The organism is Corynebacterium sp. HMSC27B11 (assembly GCF_001815985.1).
Classification (GTDB): Bacteria; Actinomycetota; Actinomycetes; order Mycobacteriales; family Mycobacteriaceae; genus Corynebacterium.
This window is the reverse complement of the sequence record NZ_KV823560.1, coordinates 1-19,269: the sequence shown is the minus strand read 5'-3', so window position 1 is coordinate 19,269 and position 19,269 is coordinate 1. Positions and strand designations below refer to the sequence as shown.

At 65.6% G+C, this 19,269-nt stretch carries 16 protein-coding genes and 1 pseudogene; 8 read left to right on the top strand and 9 right to left on the bottom strand.

Translation table 11 applies throughout. The features are described 5' to 3' along the window. The 3 genes and pseudogenes from HMPREF3097_RS05425 to groL all read right to left on the bottom strand — a co-directional run. Nucleotides 1-315: pseudogene (locus tag HMPREF3097_RS05425) on the bottom strand (polyphosphate kinase 2); the annotation flags it as partial. Nucleotides 316-799: 484 nt separating this feature from the next. Continuing rightward, on the bottom strand, nucleotides 800-1,030 hold the full coding sequence (locus HMPREF3097_RS05420) for a hypothetical protein (RefSeq protein ID WP_070761468.1): 231 nt from the start codon (nucleotides 1,028-1,030) through the stop codon (nucleotides 800-802). A gap of 580 nt (nucleotides 1,031-1,610) precedes the next feature. Beyond that, nucleotides 1,611-3,254 carry a chaperonin GroEL gene (gene groL, locus HMPREF3097_RS05415; protein ID WP_070759522.1) on the bottom strand — a complete coding sequence of 548 codons (1,644 nt, stop codon included), beginning with the start codon at nucleotides 3,252-3,254 and terminating at the stop codon, nucleotides 1,611-1,613. Between the two features lie 219 nt (nucleotides 3,255-3,473). Between groL and HMPREF3097_RS05410 the strand changes: the two genes are divergently transcribed. The 3 genes from HMPREF3097_RS05410 (at nucleotide 3,474) to HMPREF3097_RS05400 (ending at nucleotide 7,774) form a co-directional block, all read left to right on the top strand. Next, complete coding sequence (locus tag HMPREF3097_RS05410) at nucleotides 3,474-4,886, top strand: dipeptidase (protein ID WP_246821301.1); 1,413 nt, start codon at nucleotides 3,474-3,476, stop codon at nucleotides 4,884-4,886. A gap of 4 nt (nucleotides 4,887-4,890) precedes the next feature. Further along, nucleotides 4,891-6,807 carry a carboxylesterase family protein gene (locus HMPREF3097_RS05405; protein WP_070761465.1) on the top strand — a complete coding sequence of 639 codons (1,917 nt, stop codon included), beginning with the start codon at nucleotides 4,891-4,893 and terminating at the stop codon, nucleotides 6,805-6,807. A 367-nt stretch (nucleotides 6,808-7,174) separates the two neighbouring features. Then, complete coding sequence (locus HMPREF3097_RS05400) at nucleotides 7,175-7,774, top strand: 2-isopropylmalate synthase (protein ID WP_012360954.1); 600 nt, start codon at nucleotides 7,175-7,177, stop codon at nucleotides 7,772-7,774. Nucleotides 7,775-8,070: 296 nt separating this feature from the next. Here the strand turns inward: HMPREF3097_RS05400 and HMPREF3097_RS05395 are convergent, their stop codons facing one another. The 3 genes from HMPREF3097_RS05395 to HMPREF3097_RS05385 form a co-directional block, all read right to left on the bottom strand. Next, nucleotides 8,071-9,255, bottom strand: a complete 1,185-nt coding sequence (locus HMPREF3097_RS05395; RefSeq protein WP_070761463.1) for a glutamate--cysteine ligase — start codon at nucleotides 9,253-9,255, stop codon at nucleotides 8,071-8,073. A 130-nt stretch (nucleotides 9,256-9,385) separates the two neighbouring features. Beyond that, nucleotides 9,386-10,492 carry a LytR C-terminal domain-containing protein gene (locus tag HMPREF3097_RS05390; RefSeq protein WP_246821300.1) on the bottom strand — a complete coding sequence of 369 codons (1,107 nt, stop codon included), beginning with the start codon at nucleotides 10,490-10,492 and terminating at the stop codon, nucleotides 9,386-9,388. A gap of 144 nt (nucleotides 10,493-10,636) precedes the next feature. Beyond that, a complete protein-coding gene (locus HMPREF3097_RS05385) occupies nucleotides 10,637-10,873 on the bottom strand; it encodes a DUF3263 domain-containing protein (RefSeq protein WP_041628622.1) in 237 nt (78 codons plus the stop codon). Nucleotides 10,874-10,930: 57 nt separating this feature from the next. Here HMPREF3097_RS05385 and HMPREF3097_RS05380 point away from each other — a divergent pair, with 57 nt between their 5' ends. From HMPREF3097_RS05380 to HMPREF3097_RS05360, 5 genes are all read left to right on the top strand, one after another. Beyond that, nucleotides 10,931-11,608 (top strand): peptide deformylase, encoded by a 678-nt coding sequence (locus HMPREF3097_RS05380; protein WP_070761459.1) that lies wholly within the window; start codon nucleotides 10,931-10,933, stop codon nucleotides 11,606-11,608. Nucleotides 11,609-11,619: 11 nt separating this feature from the next. Further along, nucleotides 11,620-12,786 carry an N-acetylglutamate synthase, CG3035 family gene (locus HMPREF3097_RS05375; protein WP_070761457.1) on the top strand — a complete coding sequence of 389 codons (1,167 nt, stop codon included), beginning with the start codon at nucleotides 11,620-11,622 and terminating at the stop codon, nucleotides 12,784-12,786. 91 nt (nucleotides 12,787-12,877) lie between these two features. Then, the gene (locus HMPREF3097_RS05370; protein WP_070761455.1) at nucleotides 12,878-13,654 is read left to right on the top strand and encodes an exodeoxyribonuclease III; all 777 of its coding nucleotides are present in this window, start codon (nucleotides 12,878-12,880) and stop codon (nucleotides 13,652-13,654) included. Nucleotides 13,655-13,675: 21 nt separating this feature from the next. Continuing rightward, complete coding sequence (gene cls, locus HMPREF3097_RS05365; RefSeq protein WP_070761453.1) at nucleotides 13,676-15,187, top strand: cardiolipin synthase; 1,512 nt, start codon at nucleotides 13,676-13,678, stop codon at nucleotides 15,185-15,187. A gap of 151 nt (nucleotides 15,188-15,338) precedes the next feature. After that, nucleotides 15,339-15,884 (top strand): MarR family winged helix-turn-helix transcriptional regulator, encoded by a 546-nt coding sequence (locus HMPREF3097_RS05360; RefSeq protein ID WP_070761452.1) that lies wholly within the window; start codon nucleotides 15,339-15,341, stop codon nucleotides 15,882-15,884. 133 nt (nucleotides 15,885-16,017) lie between these two features. On the opposite strand, the gene HMPREF3097_RS05355 is transcribed toward HMPREF3097_RS05360, so the two are convergent. From HMPREF3097_RS05355 to HMPREF3097_RS05345, 3 genes are all read right to left on the bottom strand, one after another. Continuing rightward, nucleotides 16,018-17,226: a multidrug effflux MFS transporter gene (locus tag HMPREF3097_RS05355; protein WP_070761450.1), complete on the bottom strand. Its 1,209-nt coding sequence runs from the start codon at nucleotides 17,224-17,226 to the stop codon at nucleotides 16,018-16,020. Between the two features lie 84 nt (nucleotides 17,227-17,310). Beyond that, nucleotides 17,311-18,132, bottom strand: a complete 822-nt coding sequence (locus HMPREF3097_RS05350) for an ABC-2 family transporter permease (protein WP_070761448.1) — start codon at nucleotides 18,130-18,132, stop codon at nucleotides 17,311-17,313. A 7-nt stretch (nucleotides 18,133-18,139) separates the two neighbouring features. Continuing rightward, complete coding sequence (locus HMPREF3097_RS05345; protein ID WP_070761469.1) at nucleotides 18,140-19,153, bottom strand: ABC transporter ATP-binding protein; 1,014 nt, start codon at nucleotides 19,151-19,153, stop codon at nucleotides 18,140-18,142. Nucleotides 19,154-19,269 lie beyond the last annotated feature (116 nt).

Here is a 19,269-nt window from a genome sequence, read left to right as displayed (position 1 = left end):
GTGCTCGTTGAAGCGCTTGATGGAGCCACCCTTACCGGCGGCGTCGCGGCCTTCGAAGAGGATGATGTGCTTCTGGCCGGTGTCCTTGGTCCAGTTCTGCCACTTCAGCAGCTCGATCTGGAGGGCGCGCTTGATGTGCTCGTACTCATCGCGGCTCATGCGCTCTTCGTAGGGGTAGTCCTCGCGCCAGGTGTCGACGCGCTCGCCGTCTGGGGTGATCAGTACCGGGTCGTCTTCATCGGAGTCATCCACCATGTACCCCTCGGTGGATGCGAGGTCGACGAAGTGCATGTCTTCTTCGTTGGTATTGCTCATGCTGTGCACCTGTTTTTCGGCCTAGTGAGTGAGACTTCTACGCGTTCTATTCTACTGCTTAACAGCCCCGGGGGTGAGCCACGCCTCCCCTTAAAGTGCATTAAGAATCGCAGCTCGCGCTGGCTGGCCGCGACCATGCGGGGCGTGACGGAATGCGCAGGCATATTTGGTGAAACCAAAAACCCCGCCACCGTGACGGTGGCGGGGTTTATTAGCTCTCGGCGAGGCTTAAATTAGAAGCCCAGTGCCTGGAGGAAGTTCGGCAGCAGGCCGATCAGCTTGGACAGTGCGCCGATCCAGTCTGCGACGTTGGACATGGTCTCGAAGAAGAAGGTTGCGTTATCCATTATGGAAACTCCTAGAGTGTAGGCCCCCTCGCCCGCAGGCGAGTGGTGAAACTGTTTTTAGAGGGCCCCGCCGGGCGGGGCAGGGTGCGCCGCTAGAGCACTAGCGGCAGGCGGAAACCGGCGCGGTTTCCAGTGAATTACTTGGAGGAACCCTTTGGCTCAACCGGGGTGTAGCCCTTGCCAACCTCTGGGTCCTTACCGAAAGCCTTAGCCAGCTCGTTCAGGTTGTTCAGGTCGTTCTCCTTGCCGACCGGGCCGAAGTTGTCCTTGCCCTGGACGATGTTGAAGATCGGCTTCAGGAACTCCCAGATGTTCTTCCAGAAGGTGGAGAAGTCGTTCAGGAAGGTGGTGATCATGTCGACGTTCATATGAACTCCTCGATAAGTATGACAGCCCCGCCACTTTCACGGGACCTACATTGGATCAACGCTTAGTGCGTTACGGCTCTCGATTATGGCACAGGGAATATTTATGTCAAGAGAGGATAACGATTTCCTGCCAACATGTGAAAAGGATCACATTTATAACCTTCTGCGACTTTCCATGATCGAGCATCTCCACTGGTTAACCCGCAATTAACCTGAGAAGCCCACCCAGGTAACACCCACTCTGAACAGATGAAAAGCATTCCCGATAGGCGCTCAGATTTATATTTTTTACTTTCCTGAGAAACACCTGAGCATCTACGCTCGATGTGCACATACCCCGGTGCAGCACGCCACAGGGCGCCGTAACGCACCTCAGAACACCGCATGGGGCGGCTCAGCCGCTTAAGGCGAGACCCCTCCCCGACCTACCCCATCCGGCACCCCAGAACGCACAAAGGCCTCCCGCCAGGAATCACCAAGATTCCCAACGGGAGGCCTTTAATACCCCTCCCCTCAAGCGGGGGCGCAAGGAGCCCAAACGAGCCCTAGGATTCAGCAGCGGGGCTTAGCTTGCGGGCGTTTAGAAGCCGCCCATGCCGCCCATGGCGTCTGCGTCCGGCATAGCTGGAGCGTCCAGCTCCGGCTTATCCGCAACCACAGCCTCGGTGGTCAGGAACAGACCAGCGATGGAGGCAGCGTTCTGCAGTGCAGATCGGGTGACCTTCACCGGGTCGGAGATGCCAGCAGCCAGCAGGTCCACGTACTCGCCGGTGGCAGCGTTCAGACCCTCGCCGGCAGGCAGGTTGTTGACCTTATCCTCGACAACGCCCGGCTCCAGGCCAGCGTTGCGGGCGATCTGCTTCAGCGGGCCGGCCAGGGCAGCGCGCACGATCTGCACGCCGGTTGCCTCGTCGCCCTCCAGGCCCAGGTTGTCCTCCAGGACGTGCGCGGCCTGCACCAGTGCAGCGCCGCCGCCCGGGACGATACCCTCCTCGGCAGCCGCCTTCGCGTTACGCACGGCGTCCTCGATGCGGTGCTTGCGCTCCTTGAGCTCCACCTCGGTGGCGGCACCGACCTGCAGGACGGCCACGCCGCCGGAGAGCTTCGCCAGGCGCTCCTGCAGCTTCTCGCGGTCGTAGTCGGAGTCGGCATTCTCGATCTCCTGGCGGATCTGCTTGATGCGCCCCTCCAGCTGCTCCTTGGAACCAGCACCATCGACGATGGTGGTGTCGTCCTTGGTGACAACGACCTTGCGGGCGGTACCCAGCAGCGGCAGGTCGGCGGTCTCCAGGTTCAGGCCGACCTCCTCGGCGATAACCTGGCCGCCAGTCAGGATCGCGATGTCCTGCAGCTGAGCCTTGCGGCGGTCACCGAAGCCCGGAGCCTTAACAGCAACGGACTTGAAGGTGCCGCGGATCTTATTCACAACGAGGGTGGACAGCGCCTCGCCCTCGATGTCCTCAGCCACGATCAGCAGCGGCTTGCCGGACTGCATGACCTTCTCCAGCAGCGGCAGCAGATCCTTGACGTTGGAGATCTTGGAGCTCACCAGCAGGATGTACGGATCCTCCAGGACAGCCTCGCCACGCTCGATGTCGGTGGCGAAGTAGCCGGAGATGTAACCCTTATCGAAGCGCATGCCCTCCGTGACGGAGAGGTTCACGCCGAAAGCGTTGGACTCCTCGACGGTGATCACGCCGTCCTTGTTCAGCTCACCATCGCCGACCTTGTACATAGCCTCGGCGATCAGCTTGCCGATCTCCTCGTCCGCAGCGGAGATGCCAGCGGTGGAGGCGATCTGCTCCTGGGTCTCGATCTCCTTGGCGTTGGCCAGCAGATGCTCGGTCACCTTCGCGACACCAGCCTGGATGCCGCGCTTGATGCCCATCGGGTTGGAGCCGGCAGCCACGTTGCGCAGGCCCTCGCGGACCAGGGACTGAGCCAGAACGGTAGCGGTGGTCGTGCCGTCACCGGCGACGTCGTCGGTCTTCTTCGCGACCTCCTTGACCAGTTCCGCACCGATCTTCTCGTACGGATCCTCCAGCTCGATCTCGCGAGCGATGGTCACACCGTCGTTGGTGATCGTCGGTGCGCCCCACTTGCGCTCGAGGACTACGTTGCGACCCTTCGGCCCCAGGGTGACCTTGACGGCATCAGCCAGGGTGTTCAGGCCGGTCTCAAGACCGCGGCGGGCCTCTTCATCGAATGCAATCATCTTCGCCATTAGGCTTCAGATCCTCCGTTAGAGTTGGTGCGACACATGCGGGTCGAATCCAGCGCCCGCGACGGCACGGACGGGCAAGTGCCGCTCCACCCGTCCTCACTGAACTCGATCGTTCTTTTATCTGGCACTCAACCAGTGCAAGTGCTAACACCGTTTTTAGCACTCGCACCCCTTGAGTGCAAGGCTCGCAACTTTCGGAAAAGCGTTACCCTGGATCCCATGACAAATAACGCAATCCCTACCCCGAACGAGGCCCGCGCAGCCCTCGAGGCACAACTGCCCTTTATTAAGGATGCGCTGACCGAACTCATCGCTTTCCAGTCCATCCACTCCGTGCCTGAGCTCGACGAGCACAACGACGGCGCCGCCGACTGGGTCGTGCGCCAGTTCCGGGAGGTCGGGGTTCCCGTCGAGGCCTACCCCACCTCCGACGGATCAAAGTCCGTCATCGGCCTTCGGGAGCCGGAGGACGGCTACCCCACCGTCCTGCTGTACAGCCACTTCGACGTCCAGCCCGCCGGCAACATGGATGCCTGGAGCTCCGACCCATGGACCCTGACCGAGCGCGACGGCCGCTGGTACGGCCGCGGCACCGCGGACTGCAAGGGCTCCGTGAGCATGCACCTGGGCACCCTGCGCGCCCTCAACGAGCTCGCCGAGCAGTACCCGGTGCTGAACAAGGTCGGCATCCGCGTTGTCGTGGAGGGCTCCGAGGAGCGCGGCGGCTACGGACTGGAGAACCTGCTGGCCGAGCGCCCAGAGCTCTTCGCCGCGGACGTGTTCCTCATCGCGGACTCCGGCAATGATTCCGTGGGCGTGCCGAGCCTCTGCACCGCCCTGCGCGGCTCCGCGGCGGTCACCGTCCGCCTGCAGACCCTCGAGCAGCCGCTACACTCCGGCCAGTTCGGCGGTGCTGCCCCGGACGCGACCGTGGAGCTGATCAAACTGCTCAGCACCCTGCACGACGAGAAGGGCCTGGTCGCCGTCGAGGGCCTGGCACCGAGCACCACCTGGGAGGGCGTGGGCCCGGACGAGGCCACCTTCCGCCGCGACGCCGGCGTACTCGATGGCGTGGAGGTTTACGGCGCCGACCAGGGCTTGAATCCGAATGACCTCACCGTCGCCCGCCCGGCGATCACGGTCACCGCCATCGACGCACTGCCGGTCAAGGACGCGGTCAACGCGGTGCCGGCCGAGTCCGCGGCCGTAGTGAGCCTGCGCGTGCCACCGGGAATGGAGCCGAAGGAGTGCCAGGACCTGCTGGTCGCCCACCTGGAAAAGCACGCCCCGAACGCGAAGATGAGCATCGAGCGCGAGTCCCTGGCCGAGCCCTTCAGCGCTGACCTGACCGGCCCGGCCCTGCAGCGCCTGGCTGGCGCACTGGGTGACTCCTACGCCGCGGCTTCCGGCAAGGAGCACATGGACATCGCGGAGGTCGCCTCCGGCGGTTCCATCCCGCTGACCAATAAGTTGCTCTCCGCCCACCCGGGCGCGGAGCTGGCGCTCTACGGCCTGGCCGAGCCGCAGGCCCGCATCCACTCCGCGGATGAGTCCGTGGACCCGACTGAGATCCACTCCGTCGGTGCGGCACAGCTGCTCTTCCTCGCCCGCACGGCAGCTGAGGTGAACTAGCGCAATGGCGGAATCGGTAGCAGGCGGGGCGAAGAAGGCGCCCGCGAACGCGGGTGGTGCAGGAAAGATGGGCGACGCTGAAAAGAAGGAAAGTACCGGACAGGCGGGCGCGGCACAGCGCTCCCCCGCGCCCGGTGACTTCTGGACCGTCCAGACCACCACCGGCGCGGTGAAGGGGCACGCGGAAACCGGTACTGCCGCATTCCGCGGCATCCCCTACGCCCAGCCACCCATCGGGTCCCGCCGCTTCCGCCGCGCCGAGCCCATCGAACCCTGGGAGGGAACCTTCGAGGCCCGCGCGGACGGCGAGTACTGCTACCAGTTCCGCAACAAGGCCACCGGTTGGATCGGTTCCGAGGACTGCCTGTGGCTGAGCGTCGTCGTGCCGCGCGGCACGGCGCGGGACAACTACACGACCAACGCGGACAGCGCCACGGACGTGGACACTGCTACGGGCGCGGAACCTGCCACGGACGCGGGCGACGCACCAGCCCCTATTAATAAGGAGCACGCGATCGACGCCACGGCGCGCCGACCCATCGCGGTTCACCTCCACGGGGGCAGCAACGTCCACGGGTCTGCGGCCGATCCCCAACGTTCCGGCGAGCACTTCGCCCAGGCCACTGACTCCATCTACGTGGGCGTGAACTACCGGCTCGGCATGTTCGGCCAGCTCTTCTTCGGCGAGAACTTCGACGACGAGCGCATCGACACCAATGCCGGGCTCTCCGACATCATCGAGGCCCTGAAGTGGATCCAGGCCAACGCCCGCGCCTTCGGCGGGGACCCGGAGCGCATCACCATCTTCGGCGAATCCTCGGGCGGGGCGATGGTCACCGCGCTGATGACCAGCCCAGCCCTGGAAGGTGTGATCGCCGGTGCCATCGCGCAGTCGCCAGCGGGTGCCATGGTGCATACCCCAGACAACGCCACGTACTGGCGCGAGCAGGCAGTGGCGGAACTTGCCCGGATCCGCGGGCTCGTCGATAAGGAACAAGCTAAGGCTAAGGCTAAAGACAAGGACAAGGGCGCCGGCACTGACGCCGAACCCGCCACCGCGACCGGCGGCCTCAGCGTCGATGACCTCTTCGACGCCACCGCCACCGAGCTGGGCGAGATCACCGAGGCCCTCGTGGCCCACAACCTCCGCTACGCACCGGGGGTCTCCGGGCCCTTCGCCCCCATCGTGGATGGCGACCTGCTGCCCAAGCATCCGCTGGCCAAGGGTGCGCAGCGCGACCTGCCCCTGCTAGTGGGTTATAACCGCGACGAGTACCGCCTCATGCGCTGGGAGCCGCTGCGCACCAAGCACCAGTGGTCGCGCACCGTCGCGCTCGCCGGGCACGTGAGCACGGATGTCGACGAACTCCTCCAGCACTACAAGGGTGTTCAGCGCCGCTCCGCCGTGGGTGAGTTCACCGGGCACGCGATCTTCGTGGCCCCGGCCTATCTGCTGGCCGAGCAGCACCCCACGGGCAAGGTGTGGTTCTACCGGCTGGACATGACCACCCCTTCCCTGGAGCTCAGCGGCATGGGTGCGACCCACGCCCTCGACCTGCCGCTGCTGTTCCGCCGGGTGGATACCAGCCGCGGCAAGCTCGCCCTCGCGCTCGGCGGGGCGAAGCAGATGAACCGCACCAGCGAGGCCATGCTGCGCCGCTGGCGGGCGTTCCTCCACGACCTCGACCCGGGCTTCGAGCGCTACCGGGGTGATGCGGATGCAGAAGGCGCCACTGCGCCGGGTACCGCAGGCGCCGCTGCACAGAGCAGCACTGTGTCGAACTCCGCGGAGGGGGCTGACCCAGCCCGCCACATCCAGGTCTTCGACGGCAAGCGCTTCGATAGCGGCGAGGAGAACCAACTGCTGGAGCCCTCCCCGCGATGGAAGGCCTGGGAGAAGCTGCATATCCCGCAGGGCTGAGCGTCAGGCGTGAGGCTGGGGACGTCCTAAACATAAGGAAGGGCAGGGAACAGTGAACGCGGCCCGTGGGAAAACACCCCGGGTCGCGTCTCACATTATGGGACAACCTATCCCACCTACTGCACCCCCATTTGGGCCTAAAAGCTGTTGAACAACTCGCGGGGGTGAAAGGAAAGGGATATATTCATGCCCATGATCACAATTCTTCTTAAGCGAGTACCCAACCCGGGTGGAGGCGCGGACTGACCCCTCCACCACCGGGGTAACAAGCGCACACGCTTAAGAGTCGGTCCATGAACCGAACAACCGGCACACAAGCACAACCGCCAAGCGCCACCAGGACCGACCACAACGAGGAAGAGTGACCATGAGCACCACACTGATTCGCTTCGCGAAGCCGGAGACCAGCCGCCGAGAGCACAAGAGCTACACCACCACCCCGGCGCTGCGCTCCAACTCCATCACCTTCAACGCGCAAACCCAGACGCGCATCCAGAAGCGCCGCCAGCGCACCCGCACCTTCGCCGAGGACCCATTCCGCTCCCGCTTCGGGCAGCGACTGCCCAAGGCGATGCGCGGCGAGGCCCGCGGCATGGACTGGAAGACCTTCCGGCGCTCCTACTCCCCCAACGACATCCAGGTGGAGCAGCTGCGCTCCCAGCGGAAGTCTGCGGGCAAGCGCCAGTACGAGATCAGCATCCGCGGCCTGCGCGCCGACCAGCAGGGCACCCGGGTGTCCATCACCGCGATGGGCGCATCCTCCGCAATGTCCGAGATCCTGGCTGATCACGACCTGGCCGTGGAGATCCTGAAATTCCACCAGTACGAGATCTTCGAAGCCACCGCGACCTTCATCTTCGCCACCCACAACGGGAAGCGGACCTGGGCCGTCGGCTTCGGTGCGGATCGCGATACCTCGATCGCTAACGCGCTGTGCTCCGCCGCAGCACTGCTGCACCGCCGCTAGGAACAGCGCAACAACAAGGCCACGCGACGGCCGCACAACTCCAAAAAAACCCAGCGCCTCACCAGTGCTTTCAGCGCCCGCGGTTGCCAAACTCAATGGCAGCCGCGGGCGCTGTGCTGTGCAATGCCGGATTCGCGGCGTGGGCATGTGGGCGCGTGGGCACGTGGGCGTGGCGAGTGTGGGCACGTGGGGGCGTGAGTGTGTAGGCGCGTGGCGAGTATGAGAGGGAGCCTCCGAGGAGCGGAACAAGTCCCCGGCACCCCGGCACCCCGGCGGCAGCTGACGGCAGCTGCGAACTAGTCGCGGGCGGTCTCCCGCAGCGTGCGGGCCGTCAGCTCCACCGCCGCGCGCCACGCCCGCGGCTGGGTGAAGCCCTCCTCGGCACCCGCATCCCCTCGGGTGCGCACCCCCGGCTCCAGCGCGGCACCGGCGGCGCGCGCTGCCGCGCGCTGGCGGGCATAATCCCCGCCCGTCTCGATCAAGCGCAGCACATCCTGCAGCTCAGCCTTGCAGCCCAGCTCCTCAGCCAGCGGGGAGAGCTCCTCCACCCACCGGCGCAGCTCGTCGGTGACCATCCGCTCCGTGGTCTCCCGATCGGTGATGATCAACGCTTTCAGGCCATAGCGCGCGGCGCGCCACTTATTCTCCGCCACGTGCCACTGCTGCAGGCTCGGCAGCTCCTCGCCTGCGTCGTACATCCGCTCGAAGTACACGACCAGGCAGTGCAGGTACGCGCTGATAGCCGCGACCTCCCAGATCGCCATCGTGGAATCCGCAAAGCGAACCTCGATGGTGCCGTACTTGGACGGGCGGACGTCGAAATGCATGGAACCGGTGTGGTTAATCACGCCGGAACGATCCTGATCGCGATTGAACTCCTCCCACTCATCCCAGGAGGCGAATTGATAAGGAATGCCCGCGGTCGGCAGCTGCTGATAGAGCAGGGTGCGGTTCGAGGCATAGCCGGTGTCCAGGCCCTCCCACGCCGGGGAGGAGGCCGACATCGCCAGCACGTGCGGGTAGTGCGTCATCACAGCGTTGATGATCGGCCAGACCTTCTCCTTCGAGCCCACGCCCACGTGCACGTGGATGCCCCAGATGATCATCTGCCGACCCCAGTACTGGGTGCGCTCGATGATCTCCCGGTAGCTGCCCTTGTCGCTCATCTCCTGGTCACCCCAGTTGGTGAACGGGTGCGTGCCCGCGGAGAAGAGCTCCACGCCGATGCGCTCGGCGCAGTCCAGCAGCTGCAGCAGCTGCTCGCGCAGGTCCTCCACGGCAGCGGGGATGTTCCCGTGAACGGTGGTGACCATCTCCACGGTGTTGGCCATGAACTCGCGGGTCACGCGGTGGCCCGGGTAGACCTCATCCATGAGGTCGAGCAGCTCACCAGCCCGGGGGACCAGGTCCAGGGTCTCCGGGTCGATGAGGGCGACCTCCCACTCGAGTCCAACGGTGGGTTCAGATCCGGGAAAGTCCATCGGCCCAATCATCCCTTCGCTCGGTACAGCACGGCTGTCATATTCGGCGGTGCTGCGTGGCGCGGCTATCGCTTAAAGCCAGGGCGCGGAACCCCGGCGCGTTCTATCCCCCCCTATCCTTGCAGATCGCCTAGCGAGACATGTCATTCACCGTGACAACAATCACCGCACCTGGCGCCGGACCGTCCAGCAGCTGGACGTCGCGGAGGGAATCGTCGATCTCACGGTTGCGCTCACGGGCCTCGAGGCCGTGCTCCTTGGCGATCTGCTCGGCCGCGGCCTTCGCCTTCGCGTCGCCGGCCGGGTACAGCACGACGGACTCGCGGAAGACGTACGCGGAATCCGGCAGGTTACCGATCGACTTCGCATCCCACTTCTCGCCACGCAGGCCGTCAGCGGTGCGCCCGGCCAGGCCTTCGATCGGGGAGTTGTTCAGGACGGTGACGTGGGTGGCCTCGCGGTCCTTGTCGCTCAGCGCTCCCTGGTTCTCGGCGTTCTCGTTATCCCTCCTCTCGGCCTCCGCCTTCTTTTCGGCCTCAGCCTTTGCGTCGTCGGCGGCCTTGTCGCGGGCAGCCTGGCGCTCGGCGTTTTCCTTCTCCTTGGCCAGGCGCGCCTGCTCGGCAGGGCTCAGGTTGCTGGTGTCCTCGCCCTCCTGGCCGGCCTGGACGTTGCCGTCCTCGGAGTCACCGCCGTTGACGAAGCTGACCGCACCCCAGGCGATCAGGGCGATGGCGACAGCGATGAGAACCATGGCCAGGCCACGCAGCGGCAGACCCTGGCCGGAGCGGGCTTCCGCACCAACCTGGCCGCCGGGCTCGCCGGCGGCAGCACCGGCTGCCCCGGCACCAGCTGCGCCAGCGACCGCGGCTCCGCCGATGCGGCGGCGGCCCGCCTCGTGGTGGCGCTGGGCCGCGGCGGCGGACTCGTCGTCGTAGTCGTCGTAGTCCTCGTACTCGCCGTCGCCGTACTCATCCTCGTACTCTGCGTACTCGTCGTCATACTCGGCGTAGTCACCGTCGTGGTAGCCCGCGTAGCCAGCGGCATAGTCCTCATGCTCGCCGTAGCCATCGTCGTAGCTACCGTCGTAGCCGTCGGCGTCGTAGTCGGAGTATTCCGCGTCCTCGAACTCGGCGTCGACCGGGTCCTCATGGGCGCCGTGCTGCGGCTCCAGGTTGAGGGGGCGGTCGTCGTCGAAGTTCTCGTCGAGGGAATGGCGTGGTCGATTCGAATCAGTCACGACACAAATCTTAACTACAGTCACACCCGCCACGGCAGCGACGCGCCGAGAATCCCACGCTATTCCGGGGCACTCACTCCCCCGCTTCACCGAGCCGGTACGTCAGGCCCGCCACCGCAGCCACGGGCCGCGCCACCCCAGCACTCACTCCTCCCGGCGGCGCAGCAGGGTGCGCACCAGCACCGGATCGAAGTCCAGGGCCTCCGGCTTCTCGATCAGCCGATTCAACTGCTGGAAATAGCGCACCGGCTTCACCCCGAAGCGATCCTGGATCGCCTCCCCCTTCGCCCCCGGGTGCCGCCACCACTGCCGCTCGAACTCCAGCATGGCGCGCTCCCGCTCACTCAGAGCAGAGTTTTCAGGGTTCACGGAAGCTGGCATGCCCATAAAGCTAGTGCACTTCGGTCCTTCAACGCCACGCACCCTAAAATGGTCGCCATGACTGTTCTGCCCATCGTCATCGCTGGCGATCCCGTCCTGCACAACCCCACCAACAAGGTTGGGGAACCAGACCTCGACGCCAACGGTGTGCCCACCGAGGAATTCAAGAAGTTCATCGCGGACATGCACGAAACCATGGACCGCGCCCACGGCGTTGGCCTGGCAGGCAACCAGGTGGGGGTGCCTAAGCGGCTCTTCGTCTACCACTGCCCGGACATCGACGGGCCAAACGGCGAGCAGCGCACCGAGGAAGAAATCGCCGCCCAGGGTGGCCCGATGCGCCGCGGCACCGTCATCAACCCGGTGCTGGAAACCAGCGAGGTCCCGGAAACCATGCCCGATGAGTACGAGGACGAGGAGGGCTGCCTCTCCGTCCCCGGCTACTCCTTCCCCACCGGGCGGGCCGACTGGGCACGCGTGACCGGCATCGACGAGAACGGTGAGCCGGTGACCGTCGAGGGCTACGGCTTCTTCGCCCGCTGCCTGCAGCACGAGGTCGGCCACCTGGATGGCTTCCTCTACACCGACACCCTCATCGGCCGGAACAAGCGCGCCGCGAAGAAGACCTTCAAGGCCGAGGGTTGGAACGTCGAGGGCAACCGGACCTGGCTGCCGGGGGTCGATAAGGATCCCTTCGGGCACGACGACGTCGGTTCGGCCGAAGCACAGGACTAACTCACCGCCCTATGAAGGATCACTCCGCACAGCAACCAGGGACGGGTACTACCGCAAGCAAGGCCACCGCGCCCCACGAGGTGGATACCGACCTCGTCGCCGCGGCCGCCGGTGCCCGGCGCGTCCCCGGCCTGGACTTCCCGCTCTCCCGCCGCACTGATCCCGTCTCCGTGCGCCCGGGGGTGCGGGTCGTGGTTCGCCGGGTGACCGGCCGGCTCGCGGAGTCCGGTCGGCCGGAGGTCAGCGACGTGATCGGCACGCTGCTCAGCGTGGATCCGCTGGTCGTGCGCCCCGCACCGAGGAAGCGGGAGCCCGGCACAACCGCACAGGAACCGGTAGAGATCGCGGCGGGCAGCGTCGTCGTCCTGAAAACCTTGAGCACCAAACCGGTGCGCAACAGCGACATCCGGGCGGTGGAAGAAGCCATCGCGCAGGCCTTCCCCGGCATCGAGAACTCCTGGGTGGAGGGCTGGCTGTGCCGCGCGGGCGACGGGATCACCGAGCGCTCCAACACCGCCGTGCCGCTGGGTCCCAATGCGGCGCTGCAGCCCGTGCCGGTGGAAGGTATCAAGGCCTTCTATGCCCAACACGAGCTGCCCGCCGCGCTCATGGTGCCGGACCGGATCGGGCGGACCGCGGAGAACCTGGAGGGCACGCGCGGGCCGGAGATCCTCGTGATGACCCGGGAGCTAGAAGACCTCGGCGAGCCCCCAGCGCTCACCGGCGACGCGGGCCTGGTGCACCCCAACTTCGCGGGCCAGACCCTGGAGATCGAGGTGCTGGACCAGCCCACCGAGGAGTGGCTCTCCCGCTACCACTTCCGCGGCCAACCACTGCCCGAACACGCCCTGGAGCTGCTGCGCACGCGCATCGACGGGACACTGGGCTTCGCGCAGGTCCGCATCGGTGGGACCCTCGCCGCGATCACCCGCGCGACGATCACCACCACCGAGGCCGGGCGCTCCTTCCTGGGTTATTCCGCGGTGGAGGTTCTGCCGGAGTACCGACGCCACGGGTTGGCCACCCACCTGGGGCACGTGCTGCTGCACTGGGGCGCGCAGCACGGCGCCACGGAGGCCTACCTGGAGGTCATCGAGACCAACACCGCCGGGCGGGGGCTGTACCACGACCTGGGTTTCTCCGAGCACCACCGGCACCGCAGCCTGCAGCTGGACTAAAACCGGGCGCGCTGGGCAGGCAGTCGCCGCAGAGCGAACAGACTGCCCCGCCGTGCAGGGCGTGTCCGCAGGCTTCAGTAGGCTGTCATCTATGCGTATCGCCACGTGGAACATCAACTCCGTCCGCACCCGCGAAGACCGGGTCCGAGCCTTCCTGGAACGCTCCGACGTGGACGTGCTCTGCCTGCAGGAAACCAAGTGCACGGATAAGCAGTTCCCGGACTTCAGCGACACCGGCTACGAGCAGGCACACCACGGCCTGCACTCCTTCAACGGGGTTGCCATCCTCTCCCGGGTGGGCCTGGAGGATGTGCAGACCGACTTCGGCCAGCCCGGCTTCGATAAGGACCTCAACGCGCCGCAAGAGCAGGAAGCCCGCGCCATCGGCGCGGTCTGCAACGGCGTTCGGGTGTGGAGCCTGTACGTGCCCAACGGCCGGGAAATCCGCGACCCGCACTACAGCTACAAGCTGGCCTGGCTGGACGCGTTGGCAGCTCACGCGAAAACCACCGGGGAGGACAGCACCGAGGAGAAGTTGGTGCTGACCGGCGACTTCAACATCGCGCCCCGCGACGAAGACGTGTGGGACCGCAGCTGGTTCGAGGGCAAAACCCACGTCACTCCGAATGAGCGCAAGCGGCTCACCGCGCTGGAGGACGCCGGCCTGACCCAGGCCACGGAGCTCATCGCCGACCAGTACACCTACTGGGACTACCAGGCCATGCGCTTCCAGAAGAACGAGGGCATCCGCATCGACCTGCAGTACGCCCGCGGGCTCAAGCCCGAGGCCGGGCGCGTGGACCGAGACGAGCGCAAAGGCAAGGGCGCGTCCGACCACGCACCCGTCATCATCGACTACACCGTCTAAACAGCCAAGAGGAACAAGCAGATGTGGTGGCTAGAGCCAGTCCAAATGGCGGTGGGAGTAGTGGACCAGCTGAAGTGGTACCACTTCCTCATCGTCGGGTTGGACTACGTCCTGAAGTTCGTGGCCCTGGGGTGGGTGCCGCAGAAGCGCCGCCCCTCCTCGGCCATGGCCTGGCTGCTGGCTATTTTCCTCATCCCCTTCATCGGCATTCTGCTGTTCGTCATGATCGGCTCGCCCGTGGTCAACCGGCGCCGCCACAAGATCCAGGTGCAGGCCAACGAGCTGATCCGCGACATGTCCAGCGGGGAGCCGGATGTCCCCAAAGGCCTGGACGTCACCGACGAGCAGCTCTCCATGGTGCAGCTCAACCGCGAGCTCACCGCGATGCCCGCGGTGGGCGGCACCATGCAGAAGATGTACTCCGACTACGCGGAATCCATCCGCGCAATCGCCAACGCCATCGACGACGCCCAGCACTACGTCAACGTCGAGATCTACATCATGGCCTGGGACGAAACCACCGACCCCTTCTTCCAGGCACTGGCCCGAGCCGCCGACCGGGGCGTGGCAGTGCGCCTCATGTATGACCACGTGGGTTCCATGAAATACCCGGAATCGCACCTACTCGGCCGCAAGCTCGACCGGCTGGGCATCGAGTGGTACGCCATGCTTCCGCTGAAGCCCTGGCGCTGGAAGTTCCGCAGGCCTGACCTGCGCAATCACCGCAAGCTCGTCATCATCGATGGGGAGCGCGCCTTCATGGGCTCGCAGAATATGATCGACGCCAGCTACCTCAACTCCGGCAACCTCAAACTCGGCCGGCAGTGGGTGGACATCATGGGCGAATTCACCGGGCCGATCGTGTCGATCATCAACTCTGTCTTCGCCGTCGACTGGTACACCGAATCCGGGGAGACGCTGAACCTCATCGACCCTTCTGTCCACGCGGAACGTCTCGCCACCGCCCAGAAGGACACCGGCGCCGAGCTCATGCAGCTCGTCCCTTCCGGGCCCGGATTCACCACCGAGCCGAACCTGCGGCTGTTCGTCTCCATGGCGCATCACGCCAAGGAGAGCCTGCAGATCGTCAGCCCCTACTTCATTCCCGACGAGTCCCTCCTCGAGGCCGTCACCACCGCGGCCTACCGCGGAGTGAAGGTGTCGCTGTACGTCTCCGAGGAATCCGACCAGATGATGGTCGGGCACGCGCAGGCCTCCTACTACGAGGAACTCATGGAATCCGGCGTGGAGATCTACCAGTACCCCGCCCCCGCCGTGCTGCACACCAAGTGCGCCATCGCCGACGGCGAGGTGGCCGTCATGGGCAGCTCCAACATGGACATGCGTTCCTTCGGACTGAACTACGAGATCACCCTCATGACCTTCGAGGGCGCGGTCATGGACAGCCTCCAGGAGATCATCGACGCCTATCGTGAAGCCTCCCTCCACCTCGATCTGAAGGAGTGGAAGAACCGCCCGCGGTACAAGCAGTACCTCGATAATGTCTTCCGCCTGACCAGCGCGCTGCAGTAGCACGGCGCAGGGCAATTACTTTTCTCCCGCAAAATGCCACGGAGAAGCCCCGCCCGCGCCTACACTGGCTAGCTACATAAAGAAAAGTTTCACCCCACCGAACTGCCCCCTGACGCACGCAGCTCACAAGGACTAAGAGCGAGGAACAGTAATGAGTAGCACCGCGGCCTCCCCCCAGCGCCCCAAGCCCAACGTCAGCGGGCACAAGGCAAAGGAAGTCCTCCCGGACGTCGACGTCTCCGAAATCGCGTCCAGCGTCTTCGATTTCCTCTCCGCCACGCGCCGCCTCATGAGCCGCCCGAGCGCCGATATGAACATCTCCCAGTCCGAGATCGAGGTGCTGCAGTTCATCTCCCAGCACCCGGGCTGCGGTGTCTCCGAGATCGCCCGGCTGCGCTTCCTGCGCGCCTCCAACGTCTCCGCCACCGTTCGCCGCCTCATCAACGACGGCCTCGTGGACCGGCAGGCCAATGACTACGACCGCCGCGCTCAGGATCTCTACCTCACCGACAAGGGGGTGGACATCATGAACGACATCACCGACCAGTGGGCGATGTTCATCGCCCAGGCCACCTCCCGGATGGAGCGCTCGGACGTCCGCAAGCTGCGCGACGGTGTCCCCGCCCTGCGTGGGCTCTCCGATGCTGCGGAGGCGATCATCGATAACCTCCAGCGCGAGCGCGAACGCGTGATCTAGCCGCTGGAGCTGCCCGGGAGCCACTTAAGGGCCACCCCGGAGCCACCGAAGAGCCACCCCGGGGCCGGGCCCTGTCGTTACTGCCCTGGCGTTAGTGCTGTGACATGACGGCTGCGTCATGACGGCTGTGGCGCTACTCCGCGTTCGGGGCGAACTTCGCGGCCAGCAGCGTGCCCGCGATAGCCACCGCCACCGAGGCGATCATGCACAGCCCCAGGGCCAGCATCCGGTCGGAGCCCAGGCCCACCAGCGGGCTCATCACCCCGGCCACCACGAACTGCCCCGCACCCAGGACCGCCGAGCCAGCGCCCGCGCGATCCGCCGCCAAGCCCTGAGCCAGCGCGGTGGAGTTGGACATGTTCAGCCCCACACCGAAGGTGGCGACGAAGACCGACGCTGCAAGGACGTACATCGCAGCGTCGACGTCCCTGGGAAGGAACAGGGCGCACAGCATCACCGCCACCGCCCCGAGCGCGATCAAGCACACCGCCACGCGCTGCAGCTGCCGCGCACCAAGGCGGCCCACCAGGCGGATATTCAGAGAGTTCGCGCTCAGCAGCGCGACCGCGTTGAGCGCAAACATCGCGGAGAACCCCACCGAGCTCAGCCCGAAGACCTCCTGGTAGACGAAGGAGGAACCGGCGATGAAGGCGAACATCGTGCCGAAGCCAAACGCGAAAGCCATCGCATAGCCCACGAACGCGGGGCGGCGGAACAGCCCCAGCATGTTCCGGTACATCCGCACGGGCCCACCACCATGGCGCCGCTCCACCGGCAGCGTTTCCGGCTGGCGCCAGGCCACCAGGATCTGGGCCAGAGCGATCAGCGCCAGCGTGAAGAAGATCGCCCGCCAGCCCGCGGCCTCGTTGATGACCCCGCCCAGCAACGGCGCAAGGATCGGGGCCACCCCGATGATCAGCATCATGACCGACAGCGCCTGGGCGGCGGCCGAGCCACGCAGCTTATCGGCGATCATCGCGCGGGTCAGGACCACGCCGGTGCCGCCGGCAACGCCCTGGAAAAGGCGGGCGGCGATCAACACTGCGGCCGTGGGGGCAATCGCGCACACCACGGAGGCAACCAGCCCCAGCACCATCCCGAAGCACAACAGCCCCCGGCGGCCCCGGCCGTCCGAGAGCGGCCCAATCAGCAGCTGCCCCATGGCCATGCCCACCATGTAGGCGGTGATGGAGAGCTGCACCACGGCGGGGCTCGCCCCCAGGTCCCGGCCGATCAGCGGCAGGGCGGGCAGGTACATGTCCGTACCCAGCGGCCCGCCCGCAGAGAGCAGCGCGAAGCCCGCCAAGGTCAGCACACCGAGCTGCTGCTTCTTCGAATCCATTTTTATTTTTTTACTCCACAACGAAGCGCCACGGTGCTCACGGGCACCGCGGCGCTAGGGGCGTACCAAGAACTAGCGGGGACTTTAAGCGTCGCGCTTCTGCAGGGCGATCAGGCCGGCGATGAAGAAGACCACACAGAAGGCGGCGAAGTAGAGGATGGACCCGACCTGGCCCCACGGGGCGTCCGGGGTGTCCGACAGCATCGCCGCCATGTCGACGTTGTTGAAGGGCATGTATGGCGGCAGCCAGTCGCGAATCTTCGGCACCAGTGGCACGACCGCCCCCTCAACAACGAGCTTCCACAGCAGCAGGGCGGCGATGCTGGCCGCGGTCGAGCGGAGCAGGTAGCCCACGCCCGTGGAAATCACGACGGAGAGCAGTGCGTACAGTACCAGGCGACCGATCGCGGTCCACAGGTCCTCGGCGCCGAAGCCCGCGGAGTCCAGGATCGTGTCGTTATCGGTGATGATGCGGGAGGCAGCGAATTTGCTGGTCCACACGGACAGCACCGCGCTGATGAAGGTCAGCACCATGGCCAGCACGCCATAGACCAGCACCTTCACAAACGGCACCGGGAAGCGCTTCGGGGTGGCCAGCAGCGTATTCTTCGCGGTGCCATTGGCGTACTCGTTGGTCACGTTGAGCACGGCCTGGATGATGATGATCATCATGCCGAAGACGAGCATGCCACCCAGCGCACCCGTTGCGTCCAGGGCGTTTTTCGCGTCGACGACGCCAGCAACGTCCGCCGGGCCGTCACCTTCCGTGGCCGATTGATAGATCAGGCCGGCGCCAACACCATTCAGTGCGGCGAAGCCCACGGAGAAGAAGAGGATCAGCCCGGAGGTCCACCACACCGCCTTGGTCGTGGAGAGCTTGAGCCATTCAGACTTAATCAGGTTCATGGGTTCTTTACTCCCCCTTCTCGATGCGGTTGTTGGCACCGGCTGCCGGGGCACCCGGCTCGGCGGTGGACGGGGTGGCGGGCATGCCCGGTTCGCCCACACCGGCGGTCTTGGCCTGGTACTCGACGGAATGCCCGGTCTGCTGCATGAAGGCCTCCTCCAGGGAGGCGGACTTCTGGCTCAGCTCGTTCAGGCGCAGCCCGTAGGTGTAGGCCAGGCCGCCCACCCAGTCGGTGTCGTGGTCCGGAACGACGAGGATGTCGCGGCCCTCGACGTCCTTGCTGCGCTCGAAGTTCACGGCCTCCTCACGCAGCGCGTTTTCCATCTCTGCCAGGTGCTCGGAACGCACGATCGTGGTGGTCTCGGAGGAGCTCTTGATGAACTCGTGGACGGACTGGTCCGCAACCAGCTTGCCCTTACCGATCACGACCAGGTGGTCGGCCGTCTGCGCCATCTCGGAGAGCAGGTGGGAGCTGATCAGCACCGTGCGGCCCTCGCGGGCGAGCTGGCGGACGAAGTCACGCACCCAGCGGATACCCTCCGGGTCGAGGCCGTTGACCGGCTCGTCCAGGATCAGGACCTCCGGGTCGCCCAGGAGCGCTGCGGCGAGCCCCAGGCGCTGCCCCATACCGAGGGAGAACTTGCCCGCCTTGCGGCCGGCGACGTTGGACAGGCCAACGATGTCCAGCACCTCGTCCACCCGCTTGCGGGAAAAGCCATTCGCCGCGGCGATCCAGCGCAGGTGGTTAACGGCGGAGCGGTTGGGGTGAACCCACTTCGCGTCCAAGAGGGTGCCCACCTTGGTCAGGGGGCGGTCGAAGTCCGCGTAACGCTTACCGTCGATCAGGGCGGACCCGCTGGTCGGCGTGTCCAGCCCGACGATCATTCGCATCGTCGTGGACTTTCCGGCGCCGTTGGGACCGAGGAACCCGGTGACAATCCCGGGTTTGACCTCAAAATCCAAGTTGTCGACAACGGTGGTGCCACCGTATGCCTTGGACAGCGAGTTCACTTTGATCATGCGCACCAGTTTGCCATAGAAAGCAGACATCCCGACAGACCAGCGCCCTTGCCTTTCCGCTGCACACCCCTGAATCCCCCGCAATCTGAACTGCTCCCCATTAGTTGGACTGAGAA